Annotated in this window: 17 protein-coding genes and 1 tRNA gene; 15 read left to right on the forward strand and 3 right to left on the reverse strand. The window is 66.9% G+C overall.

Annotated features, from left to right (window positions below; genetic code table 11):
- Positions 1 to 4: 4 nt before the first annotated feature.
- From CRO50_RS08305 to CRO50_RS08330, 6 genes are all read left to right on the forward strand, one after another.
- Positions 5 to 1,000 (forward strand): glycosyltransferase, encoded by a 996-nt coding sequence (locus CRO50_RS08305; protein ID WP_100128033.1) that lies wholly within the window; start codon positions 5 to 7, stop codon positions 998 to 1,000.
- A gap of 235 nt (positions 1,001 to 1,235) precedes the next feature.
- Positions 1,236 to 1,541, forward strand: coding sequence for a hypothetical protein (locus CRO50_RS08310; protein WP_097145445.1), 306 nt, complete (start codon positions 1,236 to 1,238; stop codon positions 1,539 to 1,541).
- A gap of 12 nt (positions 1,542 to 1,553) precedes the next feature.
- Positions 1,554 to 2,285 (forward strand): hypothetical protein, encoded by a 732-nt coding sequence (locus CRO50_RS08315; RefSeq protein ID WP_097145446.1) that lies wholly within the window; start codon positions 1,554 to 1,556, stop codon positions 2,283 to 2,285.
- A 48-nt stretch (positions 2,286 to 2,333) separates the two neighbouring features.
- The gene (locus CRO50_RS08320; protein WP_097145447.1) at positions 2,334 to 3,176 is read left to right on the forward strand and encodes a hypothetical protein; all 843 of its coding nucleotides are present in this window, start codon (positions 2,334 to 2,336) and stop codon (positions 3,174 to 3,176) included.
- Between the two features lie 3 nt (positions 3,177 to 3,179).
- On the forward strand, positions 3,180 to 7,685 hold the full coding sequence (locus CRO50_RS08325) for a non-ribosomal peptide synthetase (protein ID WP_097145448.1): 4,506 nt from the start codon (positions 3,180 to 3,182) through the stop codon (positions 7,683 to 7,685).
- A complete protein-coding gene (locus tag CRO50_RS08330) occupies positions 7,682 to 8,320 on the forward strand; it encodes a hypothetical protein (protein ID WP_097145449.1) in 639 nt (212 codons plus the stop codon). The genes CRO50_RS08325 and CRO50_RS08330 overlap by 4 nt, the downstream gene beginning before the upstream one ends.
- 345 nt (positions 8,321 to 8,665) lie before the next feature.
- Here the strand turns inward: CRO50_RS08330 and CRO50_RS08335 are convergent.
- Together CRO50_RS08335 and CRO50_RS08340 are read right to left on the reverse strand one after the other, a co-directional pair.
- Positions 8,666 to 8,740 (reverse strand) — tRNA-Gln (locus CRO50_RS08335).
- Between the two features lie 226 nt (positions 8,741 to 8,966).
- Complete coding sequence (locus CRO50_RS08340; protein WP_097145450.1) at positions 8,967 to 9,590, reverse strand: SH3 domain-containing protein; 624 nt, start codon at positions 9,588 to 9,590, stop codon at positions 8,967 to 8,969.
- Positions 9,591 to 9,697: 107 nt separating this feature from the next.
- Between CRO50_RS08340 and CRO50_RS08345 the strand changes: the two genes are divergently transcribed.
- Both CRO50_RS08345 and CRO50_RS08350 read left to right on the forward strand, forming a co-directional pair.
- Positions 9,698 to 10,684: a 2-hydroxyacid dehydrogenase gene (locus tag CRO50_RS08345; protein WP_097145451.1), complete on the forward strand. Its 987-nt coding sequence runs from the start codon at positions 9,698 to 9,700 to the stop codon at positions 10,682 to 10,684.
- Between the two features lie 15 nt (positions 10,685 to 10,699).
- Positions 10,700 to 11,491: a hypothetical protein gene (locus CRO50_RS08350; protein ID WP_097145452.1), complete on the forward strand. Its 792-nt coding sequence runs from the start codon at positions 10,700 to 10,702 to the stop codon at positions 11,489 to 11,491.
- Between the two features lie 200 nt (positions 11,492 to 11,691).
- On the opposite strand, the gene CRO50_RS08355 is transcribed toward CRO50_RS08350, so the two are convergent.
- On the reverse strand, positions 11,692 to 14,013 hold the full coding sequence (locus CRO50_RS08355; RefSeq protein ID WP_097145453.1) for a DNA topoisomerase IV subunit A: 2,322 nt from the start codon (positions 14,011 to 14,013) through the stop codon (positions 11,692 to 11,694).
- Between the two features lie 182 nt (positions 14,014 to 14,195).
- Between CRO50_RS08355 and CRO50_RS08360 the strand changes: the two genes are divergently transcribed.
- The 7 genes from CRO50_RS08360 (at position 14,196) to CRO50_RS08390 (ending at position 19,898) form a co-directional block, all read left to right on the forward strand.
- Positions 14,196 to 14,858 carry an SH3 domain-containing protein gene (locus tag CRO50_RS08360; RefSeq protein WP_097145454.1) on the forward strand — a complete coding sequence of 221 codons (663 nt, stop codon included), beginning with the start codon at positions 14,196 to 14,198 and terminating at the stop codon, positions 14,856 to 14,858.
- A gap of 101 nt (positions 14,859 to 14,959) precedes the next feature.
- Positions 14,960 to 15,799, forward strand: a complete 840-nt coding sequence (locus CRO50_RS08365) for an SDR family NAD(P)-dependent oxidoreductase (RefSeq protein WP_097145455.1) — start codon at positions 14,960 to 14,962, stop codon at positions 15,797 to 15,799.
- A gap of 135 nt (positions 15,800 to 15,934) precedes the next feature.
- Complete coding sequence (locus tag CRO50_RS08370) at positions 15,935 to 16,132, forward strand: twin transmembrane helix small protein (protein ID WP_097145456.1); 198 nt, start codon at positions 15,935 to 15,937, stop codon at positions 16,130 to 16,132.
- Position 16,133: 1 nt separating this feature from the next.
- Positions 16,134 to 16,706 carry a cob(I)yrinic acid a,c-diamide adenosyltransferase gene (locus CRO50_RS08375; protein ID WP_097145457.1) on the forward strand — a complete coding sequence of 191 codons (573 nt, stop codon included), beginning with the start codon at positions 16,134 to 16,136 and terminating at the stop codon, positions 16,704 to 16,706.
- Between the two features lie 78 nt (positions 16,707 to 16,784).
- Positions 16,785 to 17,465 (forward strand): hypothetical protein, encoded by a 681-nt coding sequence (locus tag CRO50_RS08380; protein ID WP_097145458.1) that lies wholly within the window; start codon positions 16,785 to 16,787, stop codon positions 17,463 to 17,465.
- A 156-nt stretch (positions 17,466 to 17,621) separates the two neighbouring features.
- Positions 17,622 to 18,797: an elongation factor Tu gene (gene tuf / locus CRO50_RS08385; RefSeq protein ID WP_097145459.1), complete on the forward strand. Its 1,176-nt coding sequence runs from the start codon at positions 17,622 to 17,624 to the stop codon at positions 18,795 to 18,797.
- Positions 18,798 to 18,926: 129 nt separating this feature from the next.
- Positions 18,927 to 19,898, forward strand: coding sequence for a zinc transporter ZntB (locus CRO50_RS08390; protein ID WP_097145460.1), 972 nt, complete (start codon positions 18,927 to 18,929; stop codon positions 19,896 to 19,898).
- Positions 19,899 to 20,007 lie beyond the last annotated feature (109 nt).

The following is a 20,007-nucleotide window of genomic DNA, read 5'->3' on the forward strand; positions in this document are numbered from 1 at the left end:
TTCAGTGTCCAATCAACAGGTTTTCGGAGGCGTCCTTTGCGAGGAGCCATTCATCTTCCTGGGCAAGCGCATGCCCGCGATGGACAATGACCTGGGGCTGATGTCTTTCCGGCCGGATCTTTTCCGCGACCGACCCAGCCTTTCCCTGCTGACACTCGGCCATACCTACGAGCCGGATTACATGATCAGAGCGCTGGTCCGGGACATGGACGAGGCGCGACGGGAGTTCCCGCTGGCGCAATTCGTGATGCTGGCCAATACCCCCCGCGAGGACGAGCTTTTCCGCGAGGCGGGGCTGCGCAGCCTCCTGGCCAGCGAGCTGATGTTCGGCAATATCGCCAACTACCGCCTGCCGGAGTTCCGGTCCGAGAAGCGTTTCGACGCGGTCTATGTCGGGCGGCTTGCGCCCGAGAAGCGGCATGAACTGGCGGCGAAGGTGCCGAGCCTCCTGTGCCTCTATTTCCGCGCCACGCACGAAGAGCTCGATACCTGTCGCGCGCTCCTGCCGCATGCGGTCTTCGGCAACCATGATTTCAATGACGACGAGTATCGCCTGCTGCTGGGAGAAGACTACCTGGAGGCGGTGGACAGCGCCTGCGTGGGCCTTTGCCTTTCAGCCGCGGAAGGGGCCATGCGGGCCAGTATCGAATACCAGCTTTGCGGGCTTCCGGTGGTGTCGACCCCCAGCCTCGGAGGGCGGGATCGCTACCTGCATCACAAGTACGCCCGAATCGTCGATGCCACACCCGAGGCGGTCGCCGCCGCCACGGCGGAGCTCAAGGCGGCGCAGTTCGACCCCGCAGAGATACGGGCCAACGCGGTCCGCCTGCTTGAGGAGGACCGGGCGAAATTCCTCGAGGACCTGAGAGTCATCCTGGCCGAATCCTTCGGCTCGGACGCGCCCCGGATCGATAGTTTCGACCTTCTGGAAGCCGCCAAGACGCAGATGACCCGGCCGGTTCCTGACGTGCTGATACCCGTTCTGGGTAGAGTGGCGTAGCGGGCGCACGTCCTGGACGGGAAGTTGGCGCGATTTCCCGATGCGGGAAAGGCACAGTTCGGCCCCGAATGTTGATGGCGCACCGGCGGCTTCTGTTGGGGCTATACAGGGCAACTGGTTGCTCGCTATACTTGGGTGAATGTTAGGTGCGAGATGCGGTTCGGTCGGGTTGTGGGGACAGGCTCTCATCGCGCATAGCGCTGATTGACTTGATTTCGAGTAGGGGGAATGGCCCATGTCTTTCCGATTGAAGTTCTTTATGGCAGTTCGCGGCCTGGTCGCGCTCGTGCCCACGATCTCCATGATCGTACCGGTGAGCGCCACTGCGCAGGCCGGTGATACCGTCGAATCTCTGACCAACTTCATCCTGTCGAGTGACGAGCCCGACGAGGTGGAAACCGCATTCTGCGATCTGATGAACCTGGATGCAGATGCTGCGGCTGGCGTTGCGGAGAGCTATTCCGCGAATAACTCCGACGTCGACGGAGTCGACCTGGGCGGTTGTTCGACCGGCCCCAAAGCCCAGATCTTTATCATCTGAGGAAGGTACATCATGCGTCCCATCGTTGCACTCCTGGCAGCATCCGCCTTCGCCCAGCCGGCTTTCGCTGATGACACCCGTTTCGAGGCCATCGCGATCTACTCGCAGACTGAAGATGGCACTGATTTCACCATGGGCAGCTTCCGCATGAAGCTGGCCGACGGACCCGCGGAGACCACCAGCGGCAATGAGCGCAACGCCCCCACCGGGCTGCGCCTGCGCTTCGATGCCCTGCGGTCGCGCTACGACACCGGCTATGACGCCACGCCCGGCCAGGGCGTCGAGGACGGCTATCGCCTGCTGCTCTCCTACGGCATCCCGGTGAACGACGCGTTCACCGTCACCGTCACGGGTGGTGTGGTCTATCGCTCTCTCGAAGTGCGCCCCGTCACCGCGACCTCTCCGGCGGATTCCGATGACACCGGCGCCTTCCTGTCGATGGAGGCTGAATATGCAGCCGCTGCGGGCACCTTCCAGGGGATCGCGGAATACGAGAGCATCGGTGCGAACTACGTTGCTGCGACCTACCTGATGAACGTCGGCGACAACCTTCGTATCGGCCCGACCGCCAACTACGCGTTCAACGACGATTTCGAGCGTCGCGCGCTTGGTGCCTCTGCGGTGTTCAACCTGACCGACACCTTCGAGATCAAGGCGACTGTCGCCAAGGCCCGCCAGGACGTCACCGGCGGTTCCTCGAGCGAGTTCTCCTACGGTGAGGTCCAGCTGCTGGTCAACTTCTGACCGCGCAGCCTCTGGCGAACACCTGTCATGGATAGCAAAGACCTATTGATGTCGACGGCCCCCGATGAGGGGGCCGACGCAGACGAGGTGCGCCTGGATTACCTCGATTTCCAGCGCTCCTTCGTGCTGCTTTCGGACTTCCGCTCGGGTTCACACATGCTGAAGCTGTCGCTGGGCCGCCTGGCCCGCATGGTGACACCGGCAGAGCCCTTCAATCATCGTATCGCGCTTGGCGACGGCTACACGCTGGGCACCTTCCTGTGTCAGGGCGGCAAGATGCCCGAGGTGATGACCGAGGGCCACGATGCGGTGCAGCGGTTCCTGTCCAACTTCTATCGCTACATGCCGCCACAGCGCAGCATCATCATCGACGTCAAGTATTCCCAGGCCTATGCCTTCGGGGTGAACGCCGAGATGGTTCACCCGATGCCGGTGCCGGTAGTGCTGGAGGAATGCGTCAAGCTGAAGATGCCGGTGGTGCACCTGACCCGCCGCGATCTGGTCGCCCAGGCGATCTCGCTGATGGTGGCGGAAGACAGCGGCGAATACCTGGTGAAGACCGGGGACAGCTCTGATGGCGGCGCCGACGTGCTGCGCCTGCCTGCCGGCGAGGTGCTGCGGCGGACCCAGCAGATGCGGAATGCGCGCGAGAATGCCAAGGCGGTGCTCGAGGCCCTGGGGGCCAATGTCCACCACGTGGTCTACGAGGATCTGATCGCAGAGGACTGGCGCAGCAGCTACCGCGACGTGTTGCGCTTCCTGGGCCAGTACGCAGACATCCCCGGTGGGTTCTCTTCGCCGACCAAGCGCCAGAACAGCCTGTCCCGCGTCAGCAACCTGGCCGAGATCCGGGCCTATGTAGGCAGCCGCGACCCCAGCCTGAACGGGTAGGTCATGTCCCGCTCTGCCTCCCAACCGAACGGCTTCGAGCGTGTGATCAGGCTCAACAAGGACGAACTGGATATCTGGCTGGCCGACCAGGCCGCGCCCGAGGGCAGCCATGCGCTGGTGTCCCATGCGGTGCGGATGAACGGGCCGCTGGACGAGGATGCTTTGCGCCGCGCCGTGGCCGACCTTGCCGAATGCCACCCGGAAACCCGCGTACGGATCGGCGAGGAGGAGGGCGAGCCCTGCAAGCTTTATGCCGATCCCGCAACGGTGCCGGTCTTCATCGAGGAATTGCCGGCCGACTGCCCTGACCTGGAGGCCGCGCTGAGCAGCTGGCTGATCCGTGTCGTCGGGCTGAGGATCGAGCTGAAGCGCGCGCCCGCCATGGCGATGCGGGTGCTCAAGCTGGAGCAAGGGCACTGGGTGCTGATGCTTCAGATCCACCATATCTGCGCCGATGACATCACCGTTTCCCTGTTGATGCGTGATTTCGGACGCTGCTACTCTGCCGCCCTCAAGGGGCAGGCCCATGCGCCCGAGTTCGCACGCGCCCAGTCCGCGCGCGAGGCGCCGCAGCGCACGCCCGAGATCAAGGTCGTCGCCAACCCCGCCTCGGCCGCGCTGCCCTGGCCGGGCCGGACGGTCTATGGCGCCGCCAGCCCGGACCGCGCCGGAGTCAGTGTCCAGTTCCAGACCCGCCTGCCCACCGATGAGATCGCGCGCCTGCGCGCCTGCGCCCATGCCACCGGGGTTTCGCTTTTCTGCCTGATGGCGGCGGGGCTGCAGGTGGCGCTGTCGCGCTACTGCATGGTCCCCGAGGTCGGCCTGGGCATCGGCGTCTCGACGCGGGCCAATGAAAGCGCCATGGAGTTGGTCGGCAATTGGGTCGACTACATCGGCATCACGCAGGAAATCGCGCCCGATCTTCCGGTCACCGAGTTGGCGCGTGGCTTCAGCCAGCGCCTGAAGGACCTGCGCGAGGGGCGGGGGCAGCAGACCCACCTGCATTTCTCGGCCAGCATCGTGCGCTATCTGCAGGAGCGGGACCTTCCCGAGATCGAGGGCATCGAGGCAAGCCTCGTCACCCTGCCGGCAGACAGCGTCCTGATGGAGTTTGCTGCCAGCCTGCGTGAACGGCCCGAGGGCATGGAAGTGCTGCTGCGCGGTCGCACGGGGCTTTTCTCTCTCGATGATCTCGAGGCCATCATGGGCGCCTGGCAGGGCATCCTTGCCGGTGTCAGCCCGGACAGCAGCGAGGCTCCGGGCAGCCTGCCGCTGTCCGACGAGACCCGGCGCGCCATCGCCGCGCGTGGCCGCAATGAGCTGGAGACGGGCGCGGAGCTCGATCCCGCTGCCCTTTTCGCCGCCGTGGTGAAGACCAACCCGCAGGGGCTGGCGGTGACCGGCGGGTCGCAGAGCCTGGACTACACCGCGCTGGAGCGCGCCGCCTGCGGGTTGGCGAGCTGGTTTGGCGAAAGCGCGGGGCTGCGGGCCGGCGACCGCCTGGCCATCGCGCTCGATCATGGCCCGGAACTGGCGCTGACCCATCTTGCGGCGCTTCTGGCCGGGCTGGTCATCGTGCCGATCGACGTCAGCTATCCCGATGCCCGCATCGCGCAGGTGATCTCGCGCGCGGGGTGCAAGCTGCTGCTGACCACGGGCGGGCGCCAGACTGAACGGATGCAGAAGCTCTGCGCCGGGACGGTGGCGCAACGCGAGCTGCCCGAGACCGGGACGCTGACCGAGCCCGTCACGCCCGTTGCCGTGCCGCCCGAGGCACCGGCCTATGTCATCTATACCTCCGGCTCCACCGGCGTGCCCAAGGGCGTGGTGGTGCCGCGCAGCGCCATTGCCCGGCTGATCCCCGGCTGCTTCCCGCTGCGCCCCGGACCGGGCGACCGGCTGGGCCAGCTGGCCTCGCCCGGCTTCGACGGCATGTTCATCGAGCTCTGGGGCGCGCTGCTGAACGGCGCGGCGCTGGTCTGCCCGGTGGGGCCGCTCAATTCCGTGCCCGCCTACGCCGCCTTCCTGCGCGACAACGGGATCACCCATCAGTTCATCACCACCTCGATCTTCAACCTGCTGGTCGATGAAGAGCCTGCGGCCTTCGCCGGGTTGCGGGAAGTGACGATTGGCGGAGAGGCGGCCTCGATCCGCCACGTGGCGGCCTTCATGGCGCATTATCCAGAGACGCCGCTCTCCAATGTCTATGGCCCGACCGAGAACGGCGCGCTGACCACCGGCTACCGCCTGCGCCCGTTCGAGGATGGCGCGGTCAGCAGCCTTCCCATCGGCCAGCCGCTGCCCGGCAACCTGGCCTTCGTGCTGGACGCCAACCTGTCGCTGCAGCCCGATGGCTTCCTGGGCGAGCTCTGGATCGGCGGGCCGGGCCTGGCGCTTGGCTACGACGGGGACGCGGCCCTGACCGAGGCGCGCTTCCGCATGTTCCGCCCCGAGGAACTGGGCCTGCCCGAGGGCCCACCGGTGAGGCTCTACCGTACCGGAGACAAGGCCCGCTGGGACGCCAGGGGGCAGGTGATCGAATTCCACGGGCGGATCGACAGCCAGGTGAAGTTCAACGGCAACCGGATCGACCCGGCCGAGATCGAAGCGGTGATGCAGCAGGTGCCCGGCGTCCGTCTGGCTGCCGTCATCCCGCAGCTTGGCAAGGATGGTGGCGCGGTGAGCGGCCTGTTGGGGGCCTATGACAGCGAGCGCTCCGATATCGACGCCCAGGTGCTGGAGAGCCGCCTGCGCGCCGCGCTGGCCCAATCCCTTCCGCGCTCGATGCATCCGACCCGCCTGGTCTTCCATCCCGAGGGGCTGCCCCTGAACCAGAGCGGCAAGATCGACCGCAAGGCCCTGGCAGAGCGCGACCAATCCGCTGCCGGGCAGGCCGAGGTAAAGGACGAGACCGGCGATCCCGGCCTTCGCGCCCTCTGGTGCGAGATGCTGGGCCTGACCAGCGCCAGGGCCGAGGATGACTTCTTCAATTCGGGTGGCCATTCGGTCTTGGCCATGCGCTTCCTTGCCCGGCTCGCGCGCCAGCTGGACCTTTCGGTGACCCTGCATGAGTTCCTGCAGAGCCCCACCCTTGGCGCGCTGGAAGCGCGGCTGGCCCAGGCGGGCCGCGCCCCCGCGGAAGAGCGTGAGTATCGCTACCTGAACCAGCTGAGGTCGGGGCCCGCGGGGGCGGTGCCCTTGATCTGTCTGCCGGGCGTCGTTGGACAGCCCGGATGGGCCTTCGCGGCGCTCAAGAAGATACCCGAGATCGAGCATCCGATCCTGGGCTTGCAGATCCCCGACGACACCGTGCCCGAAAGCGTCGAGGCCGTTGCCACGCTCTTTGCCCGGGACATCATGGAGTGGCACCGCGCGCGCGGCCTGCAAGAGGGGCCGATCCTTTTGGGCTTCTCGATGGCGGGCTTCATGGCCGGTGTGGTCACAGCCGCGCTGGAAAAGGCCGGGATGCCGCCCTCGCAGCTTCTCATGCTGGACCCCGGCTGCACGCTTTTTCCGAAGGTGGCCGCGCCCGGCCCCGCGGGGGAAAATCTGACCGAGTCGCTGCATCATATGCGGCTGGCCCATGACCTGCGCCCCATCGAGACGCCGATCCGGTTCGTCTTCGCCACCCGCAGCTTCCCCACCCCGGCCCATGGCTCACCCGAGGAATGGGCTATCCTGGCGCGCGGTGGCGTGGCGATCTATCCGGTCAGTACCTTCCACGCTGCCCTCCCCAACAAGGATGGAGGAGGACTTATGGCGAAGATCGTCGTCGATCTGCTCTCGGACAGCTGGCAGCCCGAGCGGGTGCTGAACGCGGCCTGGAGCGACGCCGACCTGGCCATGCTGACCGCCGCCGGACAAGCGGCGCGCAGGGGCGACTTTGCTGCCGCCAAGGCGCAGCTTCTGGCCCTGCCGGAGAGCCGCCGCGCGATCGCGCCGGTGCAGAGCTACCTGCTCTGGCTGGCAGAGACCATGCGTGACCATGAGGTGCTGGTGCGGGAGGCCGAGCAGTGTCTGCGCCAGCCACGGCAGGCCAGTGTCGCCAGGGTGCTGACGCTGATAGACGCGCTGCATCTCGTGGCCGAGCCCGAGCTGGCCGATGCCCTGGACGAGAAAGTCCTGGATCTGCTGGCCTCCACTTCGCCGGGAGCCGTCTTCCGCCGGGTGCGTCGCTGGCTGCGCCGCAGGCGGCCGGATCGCGTCATGCGCATCATGCTGGACCCGGCGCTGCTGGACGAAGACCCGGTAGAGATCGGCCTCCTGCGCCTGCTGGTTTCACGCCACGACGGTACGCTTTCAGACAGTGAGTTTGCCGAGACGCTGCTTGAGCTGCTCTCTTCCGAAGGGGCCGAGCTGGCGCATTTCCGCGAAGCCATCCGCGCCCTCCTGAGCCCTTCGGATGCCTCTCTCTTCGAGCGCGTGATGGAGCTGGCCAATCGTCGGTTCCCGCGCGAACCGACGCTGAAGGACCTGGAACGGGCCTGGGCACGGAAGAGCATGGCATGAGGGCAGGCGCCCTGGCCGAGGCGCTCGGGGCGTTGTTGCCGGAGGGGATGGCCCAGGGCTGCGTCGCGATCGACCGGGACTATCCACTCTTTCCGACCGAGACCCTGCCCGAGGCAGCGCCGTCGCGCCTGAGGGAATTCGCTGCAGGCCGCGAGGCGGCGCGAATCGCCCTTGGTTCGGTCGGAGCGCCCTCCCTTGCCATCCCGCGCCTGCCCTCCGGGGCACCGCTTTGGCCTCGGGGCTTCTGCGGGGCGATAAGTCATAGCGGGGGCTTCGCCATGGCGGTTATCGCGCCGGTCTCTCTGGCTGCGGCTACGGGTCTCGACATTGTTGCCCCAGAAGATCACCCCGAGCCCGAGATATGGCCCCTGTTCCTGCGCCCCGAAGAGATCCTTGGTACTCGGGAGATGCGCGGGGGAAGGGCCGTGGCTGCGCTGGCCTCGAAGGAGGCCGGGGCCAAGGCGATGGCCGGCGCAGGCGGCCTTGTGCCTGAGCTGCGCGGGATGCGGATCTCGCTCGCGCCGGATCTGACGGGCTTCACGCTGGAGGGGGTTGGGGGTGCCGAGATTAGGGGCCGTCTCTGCCGCGCCGAGGGCTATCAGCTGGCCTTCTGCAGCACCGATATGCGGGGCTGATTTACGCTTTGCCCGCACTCCGGCGATTCCCCTCTGGGCCATGGCCGGGGCCGGTCTGCTGCCATCCGTGCTATAGCGGTTAGACCGGAATGTCTCGTCCTGACTGCGGCGGATGGCGAGCCGGGAGCCGGTGGATTGCACCTGACAGGCCACGCTCTTCTGCGGCGCGGAAGGACCTGGGGCGGGGGATCTGATTTTGATTACAAGATCTTACGCTGTTCTCTCGGCGCTCGCACCGGAGCGGCAAGGCGCATTCCGTCGAGGCGCGAGTTGCCACGGGCAAGGCACATGAGGACGCTGCCCTGACGGGCGCATCCACGGATCACATGTCTTTTCAGAGAGAGATGGCTGGGGTGGTAGGATTCGAACCTACGGTACACTGTACCAAAAACAGCTGCCTTACCACTTGGCTACACCCCAACGGTGACGCGCTAACTAATGAAAGCTTCGGGGGTGTTCAACCCCTTTTCAGCACAAACCTCACCGCTTTTTCGAGATCGCCGCCAGAGCTCTGAATTCCCTCGCGGCAGCCTGGCTCGGGCGCGGGGCATGAGGCGGGCGGGGCGCCCGGAAACCTGCGCTTTCACGCCCTTTTCCGGTGCGCTGCCGGTTCTCTTGAGGAAGTCTCGAGACGGTCTTGCGGTGCTCAGTCGCGCAGCTCGTCCGGGCGCACGCCCCAGAGCGCGCTCTTCGGGGCCCAGCCCTTGTAGCCATTGACCGAAAGCTTGCACCAGTCGGGCTCGCACTTGTCCAGATCGGCGATCACGCCTGCCTCGAGCTGGGCCACCACGCGGGCGTCCTTCGAGGGCTGGAAGTGCAGCGGCAGCAGGTCATCCTGGACCATCACCGTGCGATTGCCCGAAAGCAGCACGTAGTGCACCCAGCCGCCGATTCCGTCGTGATCGCGAATCTGCCGCCAGTGACCATATTCGGCGATGACCTCGACCGGCATGTCGCGGCGCAGGAAGACCCAGTCGATGCGATGGGTCTTCGAGGGGCCACGGCGGATATTGGCCTTTTCGGCCTTCATCGACACGAAGCGCGGCAGCGGCAGATGGGTGACCGACCCGATGCGGGCGGGCTGTTCGGCCGCCGGTGCGGGGGCGGGGGAACTGGCGGCGGCAACCTGCTCGCCGATGGCCACGGCAGGGCTGTCGGTGCCCGGCAGGTCCGAATCCTCGAAGCCCGGCGTCTCGGCTGCGGCAAGGATGCCGGCGATGCCGAAGAACGAGAGGGCCAGCGCCAGGATGCGCTTGCGCGTCTGGGTCATGATGCTGCTCGTGTCGTTGCTGCCTCGCCAGGGGTTCTTGTGCCCCTGAGCGCTTTGCGCCACTTTGCCTGCGAATTGCCGCGATGGGAAGACGGAGGAGCCAGCCCATGCCATCTCGCCGCCTGAGTGTTGTCGCCACGCGACGCTTGCCCGACAGGGTCGAAGCCCGGCTGGCCGAGCTCTTCGATCTGCACAGGGGCCCCGCGGACCGCCCGATGCGCCGCGAGGAGCTCTCGGAGGCGATGCGCGTCGCCGATGTGCTGATCCCCAACCTGCGCGACCGGATCGACCAGGCGCTGCTTGGCCAGGCCGGCGAGAACCTGCGCCTGATCGCCAATTTCGGCGCCGGGGTCGACCATATCGACGTGGCCACCGCCCGCCAGCGCGGCATCCTGGTGTCCAACACCCCCGACGTGGTGACCGATGACACCGCCGACATGACCATTGCCCTGATCCTGGCCCTGCTGCGCCGCATCCCCGAGGGGCTGGCGCAGATGCAATCCGAGGATTGGGAGGGCTGGAGCCCCGATGCCATGCTGGGCGCCCGCGTCGCCGGCAAGCGCCTGGGCATCCTGGGCATGGGCCGGATCGGCCAGGCCGTGGCGCGTCGCGCCGCCGCTTTCGGCATGCAGGTCCACTACCACAACCGCCGCCGGCTGCGCGAAGAGACCGAGGCCCAGCTGAAGGCCCGCTACTGGGAGAGCCTCGACCAGATGGTGGCGCGGATGGATGTGATCTCGATCAACTGTCCGCATACGCCCTCGACCTATCACCTGATGAATGCCCGGCGGCTGAAGCTGATGAAGCCCGAGGCGGTGATCGTGAACACCTCGCGCGGCGAGGTGATCGACCAGAATGCCCTGACCCGCATGCTGCGCGCCAAGGAGGTCGCCGGGGCCGGGCTCGACGTGCTGAACTTTGAAAGCGACGGCAATCCGCGCCTGCGCGAGCTGCCCAACGTGGTGCTTCTGCCCCACATGGGCTCCGCCACCCGCGAGGGCCGGGTTGAAATGGGCGAGAAGGTGCTGATCAATATCAAGACCTTTGCCGATGGCCACCGTCCGCCCGACCTGGTCCTGCCCGGCATGTACTAGGCTGAAAGGGGCCCGATGCGCTCTGCCCGAAACTCCCTGCTGTCGATCGTGCTGGCCGCGCTCTGCCTCTTCCTGGCCGCGACGCCGAAGCAGAATCCGCTGGTGACGCGCGCCGAGGCCTACCAGGGCGAGATCGCCCTGGCCGCCGGTGCCACCTATATCTCTCTGCGGGCGATCAACGCCTTCCTCTCGGCGGCGCAGGAGGTGCAGATCGGCGGCTCTCTGGTGGTCGAGGGCTCGGTGCAGCCGCTGAAATGGCTGGAGCCGGTGGACGACACGGTCGAGCGCGTCTCGGCGGCGATCTTCGCCGTGGCGGTGCTGACCGGGGTGCTGAAGATCTCTCTCGCGCCGGTGGCCTCGGTGGGCTTCGCCCTGCTGGCGCTGGCCCTGCTGACCCGAGGCGGCTGCGAGGTGGCCACCGGCTGGCATCGCGCGCCGGGCGCCCTGCGGCGCCTCAGCGGCGTCTGCGGCGGCCTGGGCTTCGCCTTCGCCATTGCGCTGCCGCTGGCCTTCGTGCTGGGGGTCTGGGGCGGCGACGTGCTGACCGCCGAAGCCGCGGCCGAGGCCAATGCGACGCTCGACATGATCTCGGACGAGGCGGCGAAACTGGTCGCCCTCGAGGATCAGAGCTGGCGCGAAAGCTGGGACGCCTACCGTGGCGCGGCGCGCTTCTTCTGGGAGCAGGCCGATGACCTGCTGACCGCCACGCTGACCCTGGTGGGTATCTTCCTGCTGCGGATGGTCGTGCTGCCCATGGTGCTGCTGGTCGCGCTCTGGGCCGCCGCACGCCGCCTGGTGGCGGCCTAGGATTTCGCCCCCTGCGGGGCCGAAGCCTCCGGCGGCAGTATTTGGGGCCGTCGGATAGGGGCAAGAGCCTCTTATCCCTATCCGATGGCTGAAAATACTGCGGGGGAGTCTCCGGCACGGAGACGGGGGCAGAGCCCCCCATTTGCTTCCCAGTTGCCGCCTCCGGCGACGGCTGGGAAGAGCCCCCAACCCTACCCGGATCAGGTGAAGGTATTGTCCCTCGGGAAGCCGCGCGGGGCCATGCGGCCGGTGCCGGCGCGTTTGCCCATCCATTCGGCCAGTTCGGCCTCGGTACGGGTGCGGCCTGCCGGGTCGTGCCAGGAGAGGCCATCGGCCAGCACGATGGTGGTCAGGTCCGAGAGCCCGCCGTCCTTGTACTTCTGCAGCCGGACGCCCTTGCCGCGGGTCATCTCGGGCAGCTCTTCCAGCGGGAAGATCAGCACCTTGCGGTTCTCGCCGACACAGGCCACGTGATCGCCCCAGACGGGCTTCGCCACCAGGGCGCGGACGCCTTCCTTGACGTTCAGCACCTGCTTGCCGGAGCGGGTCTGGGCCAGCACCTCGTCCTCGGGGACCAGGAAACCATCGCCCGCCGAAGAGGCGACGATCAGCTTGCCGCCCGGTCGATGGATGCGCATCACCACGATCTCGGCCTCGTTGGGCAGGTCGACCATCAGGCGGATCGGCTCGCCCATGCCGCGCCCGCCGGGCAGGTTCGAGGCCTGGATGGTGTAGAAGCGCCCGTTCGAGCCGAAAACCAGCAGCTTGTCCGTGGTCTCGGCGTGGAAGGCAAAGCGGCCCTCGTCGCCATCCTTGAACTTCAGCTTGTCCTGGGCGGAAAGGTCGATGTGGCCCTTCATCGCCCGGATCCAGCCCATCTTCGAGCAGACCACGGTGATCGGCTCGCGCTCGATCATGGCTTCCAGCGGCACCTCTTCGACCTCGGCGGCGGCCTCGATCAGGGTCAGGCGCTCGCCGCGCGGATAGCCCTTGCCGAAGGTCTTGCGGGTCTCGCGCAGCTGCTCGGCGATGCGGGTCCACTGCAGCTCGGGCGTGGCCAGCAGGTCTTCAAGTCCGGCGCGCTCTTCCATCAGGGCGTCGCGCTCGCGCAGGAGCTCCATCTCTTCCAGGCGCCGCAAGCTGCGCAGGCGCATGTTGAGGATGGCCTCGGCCTGGACCTCGGTCAGCTCGCCCTCGTCGCCGGCGCCGCGCGGGCTGACGTAATCCTTCTCGTCCCGGCAGCGGGCGCGCTTCTTCGACCAGTCCTCGGCCATCAGCGCGGCCTTGGGATCGTCGTCGTAGCGGATGATGTCGATCACCCTGTCGAGGTTGAGGAAGGCGGTGACGAGGCCTTCCAGCACTTCCAGCCGGTGGTCGATCTTGGCCAGCCGGTGCCGCGAGCGCCGCTCCAGCACCTCGCGGCGGTGATCGAGGAAGGCGCGCAGCACTTCCTTCAGCGAGCAGACCTTCGGCGTCACCCCGTCGATCAGCACGTTCATGTTGAGCGAGAAGCGAATCTCGAGGTCGGAATTGCGGAACAGCATCCCCATCAGCAGCTCGGGATCGACGTTCTTCGAACGCGGTTCCAGCACCATGCGCACGTCATCGGCGCTTTCATCGCGGATGTCGGCGAGAATCGGGATCTTCTTGGTCTGGATCAGCTCGGCGATCCGTTCCACCAGCTTCGACTTCTGCACCTGGTAGGGGATCTCGGTCACCACCACCTGCCACTGGCCGCGGCCCAGGTCTTCGACCTCCCAGCGGGCGCGCAGGCGGAAGGAGCCGCGGCCGGTGCGGTAGGACTTGGCGATCATCTCGGGGCTTTCGACCAGCACGCCGCCGGTCGGGAAGTCGGGGCCCGGCACGTATTGCAGCAGCGTGTCGTCGCGCGCGTCGGGCGTCTTGATCAGGTGCAGACAGGCGTTGCAGAGCTCGACGATATTGTGCGGCGGGATGTTGGTCGCCATGCCGACCGCGATCCCCGAAGAGCCATTGGCCAGCAGGTTCGGGAAGGAGGCGGGCAGCACCACAGGCTCGGTCAGCGTGCCGTCGTAATTGTCGCGGTAGTCGACCGCATCCTCGGTGAGGCCTTCCATCATCGCCTCGGCGACGGCGGTCAGCCGGGCCTCGGTGTAACGCGAGGCCGCCGGGTTGTCGCCGTCGATATTGCCGAAGTTGCCCTGGCCGTCGACCAGCGGGTAGCGGACGTTGAAGTCCTGCGCCAGGCGGGCCATGGCGTCGTAGATCGCCGTATCGCCATGCGGGTGATAGTTGCCCATCACGTCGCCCGAGATCTTCGAGCTCTTGCGGAAGCGCGAATTGGGCGCCAGCTTCAGCTCGCGCATGGCGTAGAGAATGCGGCGGTGGACCGGCTTCAGACCGTCACGGGCGTCGGGCAGGGCCCGGTGCATGATGGTCGAAAGCGCATAGGTCAGGTAGCGCTCGCCAATGGCGCGGCGCAGCGGCTCTGCCAGCAGGGTCTCGGCAGGGCCGGTCTCGGGATCTTCGGGCTTGTCACTCATGGAGCGGTGATAGCCGCAGCCCGGGCGGCGGTAAAGCGCCGCCTGCGCAGCGGGAGCTTGCCGGCGGGCGGAAAGGAACCAAAGCGCCGCCCAGTGGTTAGTGAAGTGACACCGCGTCGCGGCGGAAACTCGCTGAGAGCCCGCCTGACAGACGCAGAAACGCGCTGCCGAATGAGGACCCCATGTTCCGTTTCATGACTGCCACCACTTTCCTGCTTGCCGTGCTGTTCTACCAGGCCAGCGGAGGCGCCGATTTCGAGCCATGGCAGCGTGATACGCCGGATTACGTCGTTGCCAGCCCCGAACCCTGGCAGGCCCCGGCCGCGCGCCGTGACGGCTTCTTCGTCGCCAGCGCCACCGCATCGGAAGCGCCCGAGGGCATTCAGCTGGCCTCGATCGCCGGTCAGAACGACAGCGGGATCGACCCGATCCTGGACGGGATCGACTTTGCCAAGGTGACCCCCGCCGTGGCGACGGTGCAGAAGGCTTCGGCCGAGGTGCCCCATTCCATGCGTGACATGCAGCCCGCCGCCCGCGCCGAACTTGCGCTGAGCGCGGACGAGCGCCAGGCCGTGCTGCTTGGCACGATTCCCGCCTCGGTGGCGGCAGCGCCCAAGGCCCAGGCCCGGACCGAAGCCCAGGCCGAGATCGACCTGCGACAGGTGACCGGCAACCGCGTCAACCTGCGCGCCGGCCCCGGTACCACCCATGATGTGCTGGGCACCCTCGACGGCGGCACCGAGGTCGAAGTGATCGGAGCGCGCAATGGCTGGCTGCACCTGCGCCTGCCCCAGGGTGGCAAGACCGGCTGGATGGCCGACTGGCTGGTCAGCGCCAAGCGCTGACGCCCCCGCGATATAACAACGATACAACAGCGCCGCGCCCAGGCCGCCCTGCCCGGAGCGCGGCGCTTGTCCGTCCAGCCCGCGCCGGGCATAGCAGGGGCATGAGCAAATCCATCCTGATCACCGGCTGTTCCTCGGGCATAGGCCATGACGCCGCCCTTGGTCTGAAAGCCCGCGGCTGGCGCGTCTTCGCCTCGGTCCGCAATCCCGCCGACATCCCCCGCCTGCAGGCCGAGGGCCTGGAGTGCCTGCACCTCGACTATGCCGACCAGGCCAGTATCGAGCGCGCGCTGGCGCAGGTGCTGGAAGCCACCGGTGGCACCTTGGACGCGGTCTTCAACAATGGCGCCTTCGCGATTCCCGGCCCGGCCGAGGATATCTCTCGCGAGGCCATGCGGGCGCTCTTCGAGGTCAATTTCATGGGCCCCCATGCGCTGAACCGGCTGCTGATCCCGGTGATGCGGAAGCAGGGCGGCGGGCGGATCGTCAATTGCTCTTCGGTGCTGGGCCTCGTCGCGGCCCCCTGGCGCGGCGCCTACAATGCGTCGAAATTCGCGCTTGAAGGGATGACGGATACCCTGCGGCTGGAGCTGGCGGGCAGCGGCATCCACCCGATCCTGATCGAGCCCGGCCCGATCCGCACCGACTTCCGCAAGAACGCCATCCGCGCCTTCGAGCAATGGGTCGACTGGGAAGCCTCGGACCGCGCCGAGGAATACCGCGCGGGCCTGCTCGACATGCTCTACAAGCGCGGGCCGAAATACGAGGGCAAGGCGAGATTCGAGCTCGAGCCCGCGGCCGTCACCGCCAAGCTCATCCGCGCGCTGGAAGATCCCCGCCCGCGGCCCCGCTACATGGTGACCACCCCCACCTATTTCGCCGCCTTCATGCGCCGCGCCCTGCCGGCACGGCTGGCCGACCGGATGCTGGCCGGGGCCTGAGAAAGGGGCCAGAGAGGGCGCGCGCCGCGCAGGCCCTGCTGGCCCAACGGGCAGCCTTGGGGGTTGCGACGGAATTTCCTGTTCGCAATCCCGGTTCCAGGGTCTACATCTTCCCCAGACCCGGAAGGAGACACCATGGCCCAGGACCCGTTGTTCCTCGTCGCCGCAGGCGCGGTGCTGATCGTCGCCATCATCCTGATGATGGGGATCGGCAACTTCGCCAAGGGCGGGGATGCCAAGACCTCTAACAAGCTGATGAAGTGGCGGATCATCGCGCAGTTCTTCGCGGTGCTGCTGATTCTCGGCTTCGTGCTGATCAGGGGGCAGGGCTGATATGGTCGTTCTGTCGAAGATCTATACCCGCACCGGAGACGCGGGCGAGACCGCCCTTGGCGATGGCTCCCGCGTGCCCAAGCCCTCTCTGCGTGTCGAGGCCTACGGCACGGTGGACGAGACCAACGCCACCCTCGGGCTGGCGCGCCTGCATGCCGAGGGCGAGATCGACGCGGCGCTGTCGCGCATCCAGAACGAGCTCTTCGATCTGGGCGCTGACCTGGCGCGCCCGGCGATGGAGAAGGACCACGAGGCCCCCTACGAGCCGCTGCGGGTGATCGCCTCGCAGGTGGCACGGCTGGAAGCCGAGATCGACGAGATGAACGCAGACCTGGAACCCCTGCGCAGCTTCGTGCTGCCCGGAGGCTCTGCCCTTGCTGCGCAGCTGCACCTCTGCCGCACCATCTGCCGCCGTGCCGAGCGCCTGGCCGTGGCGCTGATGGCAGAGGAAGGCTGCAACCCGGAAACGGTGAAATACCTCAACCGCCTGTCGGACTGGTTCTTCGTCGCGTCGCGCATCGCCAACGACGGGGGCCGCGCAGATGTGCTCTGGGTGCCCGGCGCCACGCGCTGATCCCGCCGTCCTGTGAATTGAAAATGAAGCCCTGATCGGCTATGCGGTTCAGGTAACAAAAGATTTCCCGAGGAATTCATGCTCCGCAGCCTTGCCGCCTTCCGCCTCCTGCCCGGCCTTCTCGCTGCGGTGTTCCTGCTTTCCGCCTGTACCAACCCCGACGACTTCGACGAGCCCCTGCCGGATCTCGGCGACTTCAGCCTCGGTCACAATGTCGTGGTGGCGTCGAAGATGAAAAAGGTGGCGATCTCGCGCGAGGCGAGCGCCGAGGAATGGGAAACCGTGATGAAGGCCGCCGTGCAGGAGCGCTTCGGGCGCTACGACGGCGACAAGATGTACCACCTCGGGATCTCGGTCGAAGGCTATATCCTGGCCCCTCCGGGCATCCCGCTGGTGCTCTCGCCGAAGTCCGGCCTGATCATCAACGTCACCGTCTGGGATGACCTTGCGGGCGCGAAGATCAACGAGGAGCCCAAGCAGTTCACCGTGCTGGAAACCTTCTCGGGGGACACGCTGGTTGGCTCTGGCCTGACCCAGACCCGCGAAGAGCAGATGGACAACCTGGCCCGCAACGCGGCCAAGCAGATCGAGAACTGGCTGCTGGACAACCGCGAATGGTTCGGCGTCGCGCCGGGTCCGCAGGCCGGCATGGTGGCGCCCTCGACGGCGCCCGCGGAGATACCCGAGGGCGAGCTCGAGGCCCCCGCCGAGGCGGCGGTCGACACGGTCGATGAAGTGGTCACCTCGGAGGCCGGATGACGCGCCGCGCCGTGGCGCGGGCGGCGGCTTGTTGCAAAGGCGCGATCCCGGCGGTTTCCCGTCCAAGTGACGCTTGATTTTCCCCATCAGACCCAATAAATCGCCGTCCGAGTGAAATCGGGCCAATGGCCCCCTAGACCACAGAGGCGCCTGACGATGGCAAAGGAAAAGTTTGAGCGCGGCAAACCGCACTGCAACATCGGCACGATCGGTCACGTTGACCACGGCAAGACGACGCTGACGGCGGCGATCACGAAGTACTTCGGTGACTTCCGCGCCTACGACCAGATCGACGGCGCGCCGGAAGAGAAGGCTCGCGGTATCACCATCTCGACCGCCCACGTGGAATACGAGACCGAGAACCGTCACTACGCGCACGTCGACTGCCCCGGCCACGCCGACTACGTGAAGAACATGATCACCGGTGCTGCCCAGATGGACGGCGCGATCCTGGTTGTGAACGCAGCTGACGGCCCGATGCCGCAGACCCGCGAGCACATCCTGCTGGGCCGCCAGGTGGGTATCCCCGCCATGGTCGTGTTCATGAACAAGGTTGACCAGGTCGACGACGAAGAGCTGCTCGAGCTCGTCGAGATGGAAATCCGCGAACTGCTGTCGGCTTACGACTTCCCCGGCGACGACATCCCCGTCATCGCAGGTTCGGCTCTGGCCGCAATGGAAGGCCGTGACCCCGAGATCGGCGAGAACAAGATCAAGGAACTGATGGCCGCCGTGGATGAGTACATCCCGCAGCCGGCACGTGCCGTTGACCAGCCCTTCCTGATGCCGATCGAAGACGTGTTCTCGATCTCCGGCCGCGGTACCGTTGTGACCGGCCGTGTCGAGCGTGGCGTCGTGAACGTCGGCGACGAACTGGAAATCGTTGGTATCCGCGACACCAAGAAGACGACCTGCACCGGTGTGGAAATGTTCCGCAAGCTGCTGGACCGTGGTGAAGCCGGCGACAACATCGGCGCCCTGCTGCGCGGCATCGACCGTGAAGGCGTTGAGCGTGGCCAGGTTCTCTGCAAGCCGGGTTCCGTGAAGCCGCACACCAAGTTCGAAGCCGAGGTCTACATCCTGACCAAGGACGAAGGTGGCCGTCACACGCCGTTCTTCGCGAACTACCGTCCGCAGTTCTACTTCCGGACCACCGACGTGACCGGCACCGTGACCCTTCCCGAGGGCACCGAGATGGTCATGCCCGGCGACAACCTGAAGTTCGCCGTGGAACTGATCGCTCCGATCGCCATGGAAGATGGTCTGCGCTTCGCTATCCGCGAAGGTGGCCGTACCGTCGGCTCCGGCGTCGTCTCGAAGATCGTCGAGTAAGTCGGGTCCCGCCTCAGGGCGGGTACCCAAAGATCGGAACGGCGGCTCCCTCGGGGCCGCCGTTTTCTTTTGCACAGGCCTGCCCGCATGGGCTCTGGACCTTGCCGGCGGGCGGGCTATCCTCGGTGAATGACCGCGCCTGTCCATTACGCCTTTGCCCTCTCGGGCCCGCTTCGCTGCCAGCCGCTGCAGGGGCAGGCCATTTCCGACACGCTGCGTGACCAGACCCTGGCCTGGGCCCACCTGGATGCCGCCCATGCCGGCACCCGCGACTGGGTGTCCGAGCGGCTGTCCTACCTGGACACCACGGTGGTCGAGGCGCTGACCCAGCCCGAGACCCGCCCCCGTGCCACGCCGGTCGGTGACGGGCTGCTGCTGAACTTCCGCGCCATGAACCTGAACCCCGATTGCGACCGCGAGGACATGATCGGCGTGCGTATCTGGGCCGATTCCCAGCGGATCATCACCCTGTCGCGGCAGCGGGTCAGCGTGCTGGATGAAATCGCCCGCGAGATCGAGCAGGGCGGCGGCCCGGAGACGGCCGGGGGCTTCATCGCCCTTCTCGCCGACCGGCTGACCGAGCAGCTGGAGCCCTTCGTCACCGAGCTCGACGGCGAGGTCGATGCGCTGGAGCCGCAGGTGATCCAGAATCGCGATCCGGGCCTGCGCCGCCGCATCGTCAGCCTGCGCCTTTCGGTGGTGGAGCTGCGTCGGCACCTGCCGCCGCAACGCGAGGCCATGACGCGGCTGGCCCGTCTCGAGCATCCGCTGCTCGAGCCGCGGGACCTGCGCGAGGTCCAGGAGGCCAGCGAGGGCCTCTTCCGCATGGCCGAGAACGTCGACGAGCTGCGTGACAACCTGGGCGTCCTGCGCGACGAGCTGACCGGCGCGGTCAGCGAGCGGCTGACCCGGCACATGTATGCGCTCTCGGTCCTGTCGGCGGTCTTCCTGCCGCTGACCTTCTTCACCGGCCTTTTCGGCATCAATGTCGGCGGCATCCCCGGAGCCCATGGGCCCAATGCCTTCTGGATCTTCTCGGGGGTGATGGCGCTGATCTTCCTTGCGCAGGGCTGGCTTTTGCGCCGCCTGCACTGGTTGTAGGCCCCGGCGCGCCGCGGTGCCGCAAAAACCCCCTGAATTCCCCGGAAATGACCGCAACCGGCCCCAATTGGGCGTTTGTCTGCTAGGCTGAGGCCAACAGGTCGTCTCG

The sequence above is a fragment of the Pseudooceanicola antarcticus genome, from assembly GCF_900215355.1.
Taxonomy (GTDB): Bacteria; Pseudomonadota; Alphaproteobacteria; order Rhodobacterales; family Rhodobacteraceae; genus Pseudooceanicola; species Pseudooceanicola antarcticus.

Bases quoted from the DNA above. Each gene is read 5' to 3' on its own strand.
- CRO50_RS08310 (WP_097145445.1), top strand. From the start codon at position 1,236: ATGTCTTTCCGATTGAAGTTCTTTATGGCAGTTCGCGGCCTGGTCGCG.
- CRO50_RS08315 (WP_097145446.1), top strand. From the start codon at position 1,554: ATGCGTCCCATCGTTGCACTCCTGGCAGCATCCGCCTTCGCCCAGCCG.
- CRO50_RS08320 (WP_097145447.1), top strand. From the start codon at position 2,334: ATGTCGACGGCCCCCGATGAGGGGGCCGACGCAGACGAGGTGCGCCTG.
- CRO50_RS08325 (WP_097145448.1), top strand. From the start codon at position 3,180: ATGTCCCGCTCTGCCTCCCAACCGAACGGCTTCGAGCGTGTGATCAGG.
- CRO50_RS08330 (WP_097145449.1), top strand. From the start codon at position 7,682: ATGAGGGCAGGCGCCCTGGCCGAGGCGCTCGGGGCGTTGTTGCCGGAG.
- CRO50_RS08340 (WP_097145450.1), bottom strand. From the start codon at position 9,590: ATGACCCAGACGCGCAAGCGCATCCTGGCGCTGGCCCTCTCGTTCTTC.
- CRO50_RS08345 (WP_097145451.1), top strand. From the start codon at position 9,698: ATGCCATCTCGCCGCCTGAGTGTTGTCGCCACGCGACGCTTGCCCGAC.
- CRO50_RS08350 (WP_097145452.1), top strand. From the start codon at position 10,700: ATGCGCTCTGCCCGAAACTCCCTGCTGTCGATCGTGCTGGCCGCGCTC.
- CRO50_RS08355 (WP_097145453.1), bottom strand. From the start codon at position 14,013: ATGAGTGACAAGCCCGAAGATCCCGAGACCGGCCCTGCCGAGACCCTG.
- CRO50_RS08360 (WP_097145454.1), top strand. From the start codon at position 14,196: ATGTTCCGTTTCATGACTGCCACCACTTTCCTGCTTGCCGTGCTGTTC.
- CRO50_RS08365 (WP_097145455.1), top strand. From the start codon at position 14,960: ATGAGCAAATCCATCCTGATCACCGGCTGTTCCTCGGGCATAGGCCAT.
- CRO50_RS08370 (WP_097145456.1), top strand. From the start codon at position 15,935: ATGGCCCAGGACCCGTTGTTCCTCGTCGCCGCAGGCGCGGTGCTGATC.
- CRO50_RS08375 (WP_097145457.1), top strand. From the start codon at position 16,134: ATGGTCGTTCTGTCGAAGATCTATACCCGCACCGGAGACGCGGGCGAG.
- CRO50_RS08380 (WP_097145458.1), top strand. From the start codon at position 16,785: ATGCTCCGCAGCCTTGCCGCCTTCCGCCTCCTGCCCGGCCTTCTCGCT.
- tuf (WP_097145459.1), top strand. From the start codon at position 17,622: ATGGCAAAGGAAAAGTTTGAGCGCGGCAAACCGCACTGCAACATCGGC.
- CRO50_RS08390 (WP_097145460.1), top strand. From the start codon at position 18,927: ATGACCGCGCCTGTCCATTACGCCTTTGCCCTCTCGGGCCCGCTTCGC.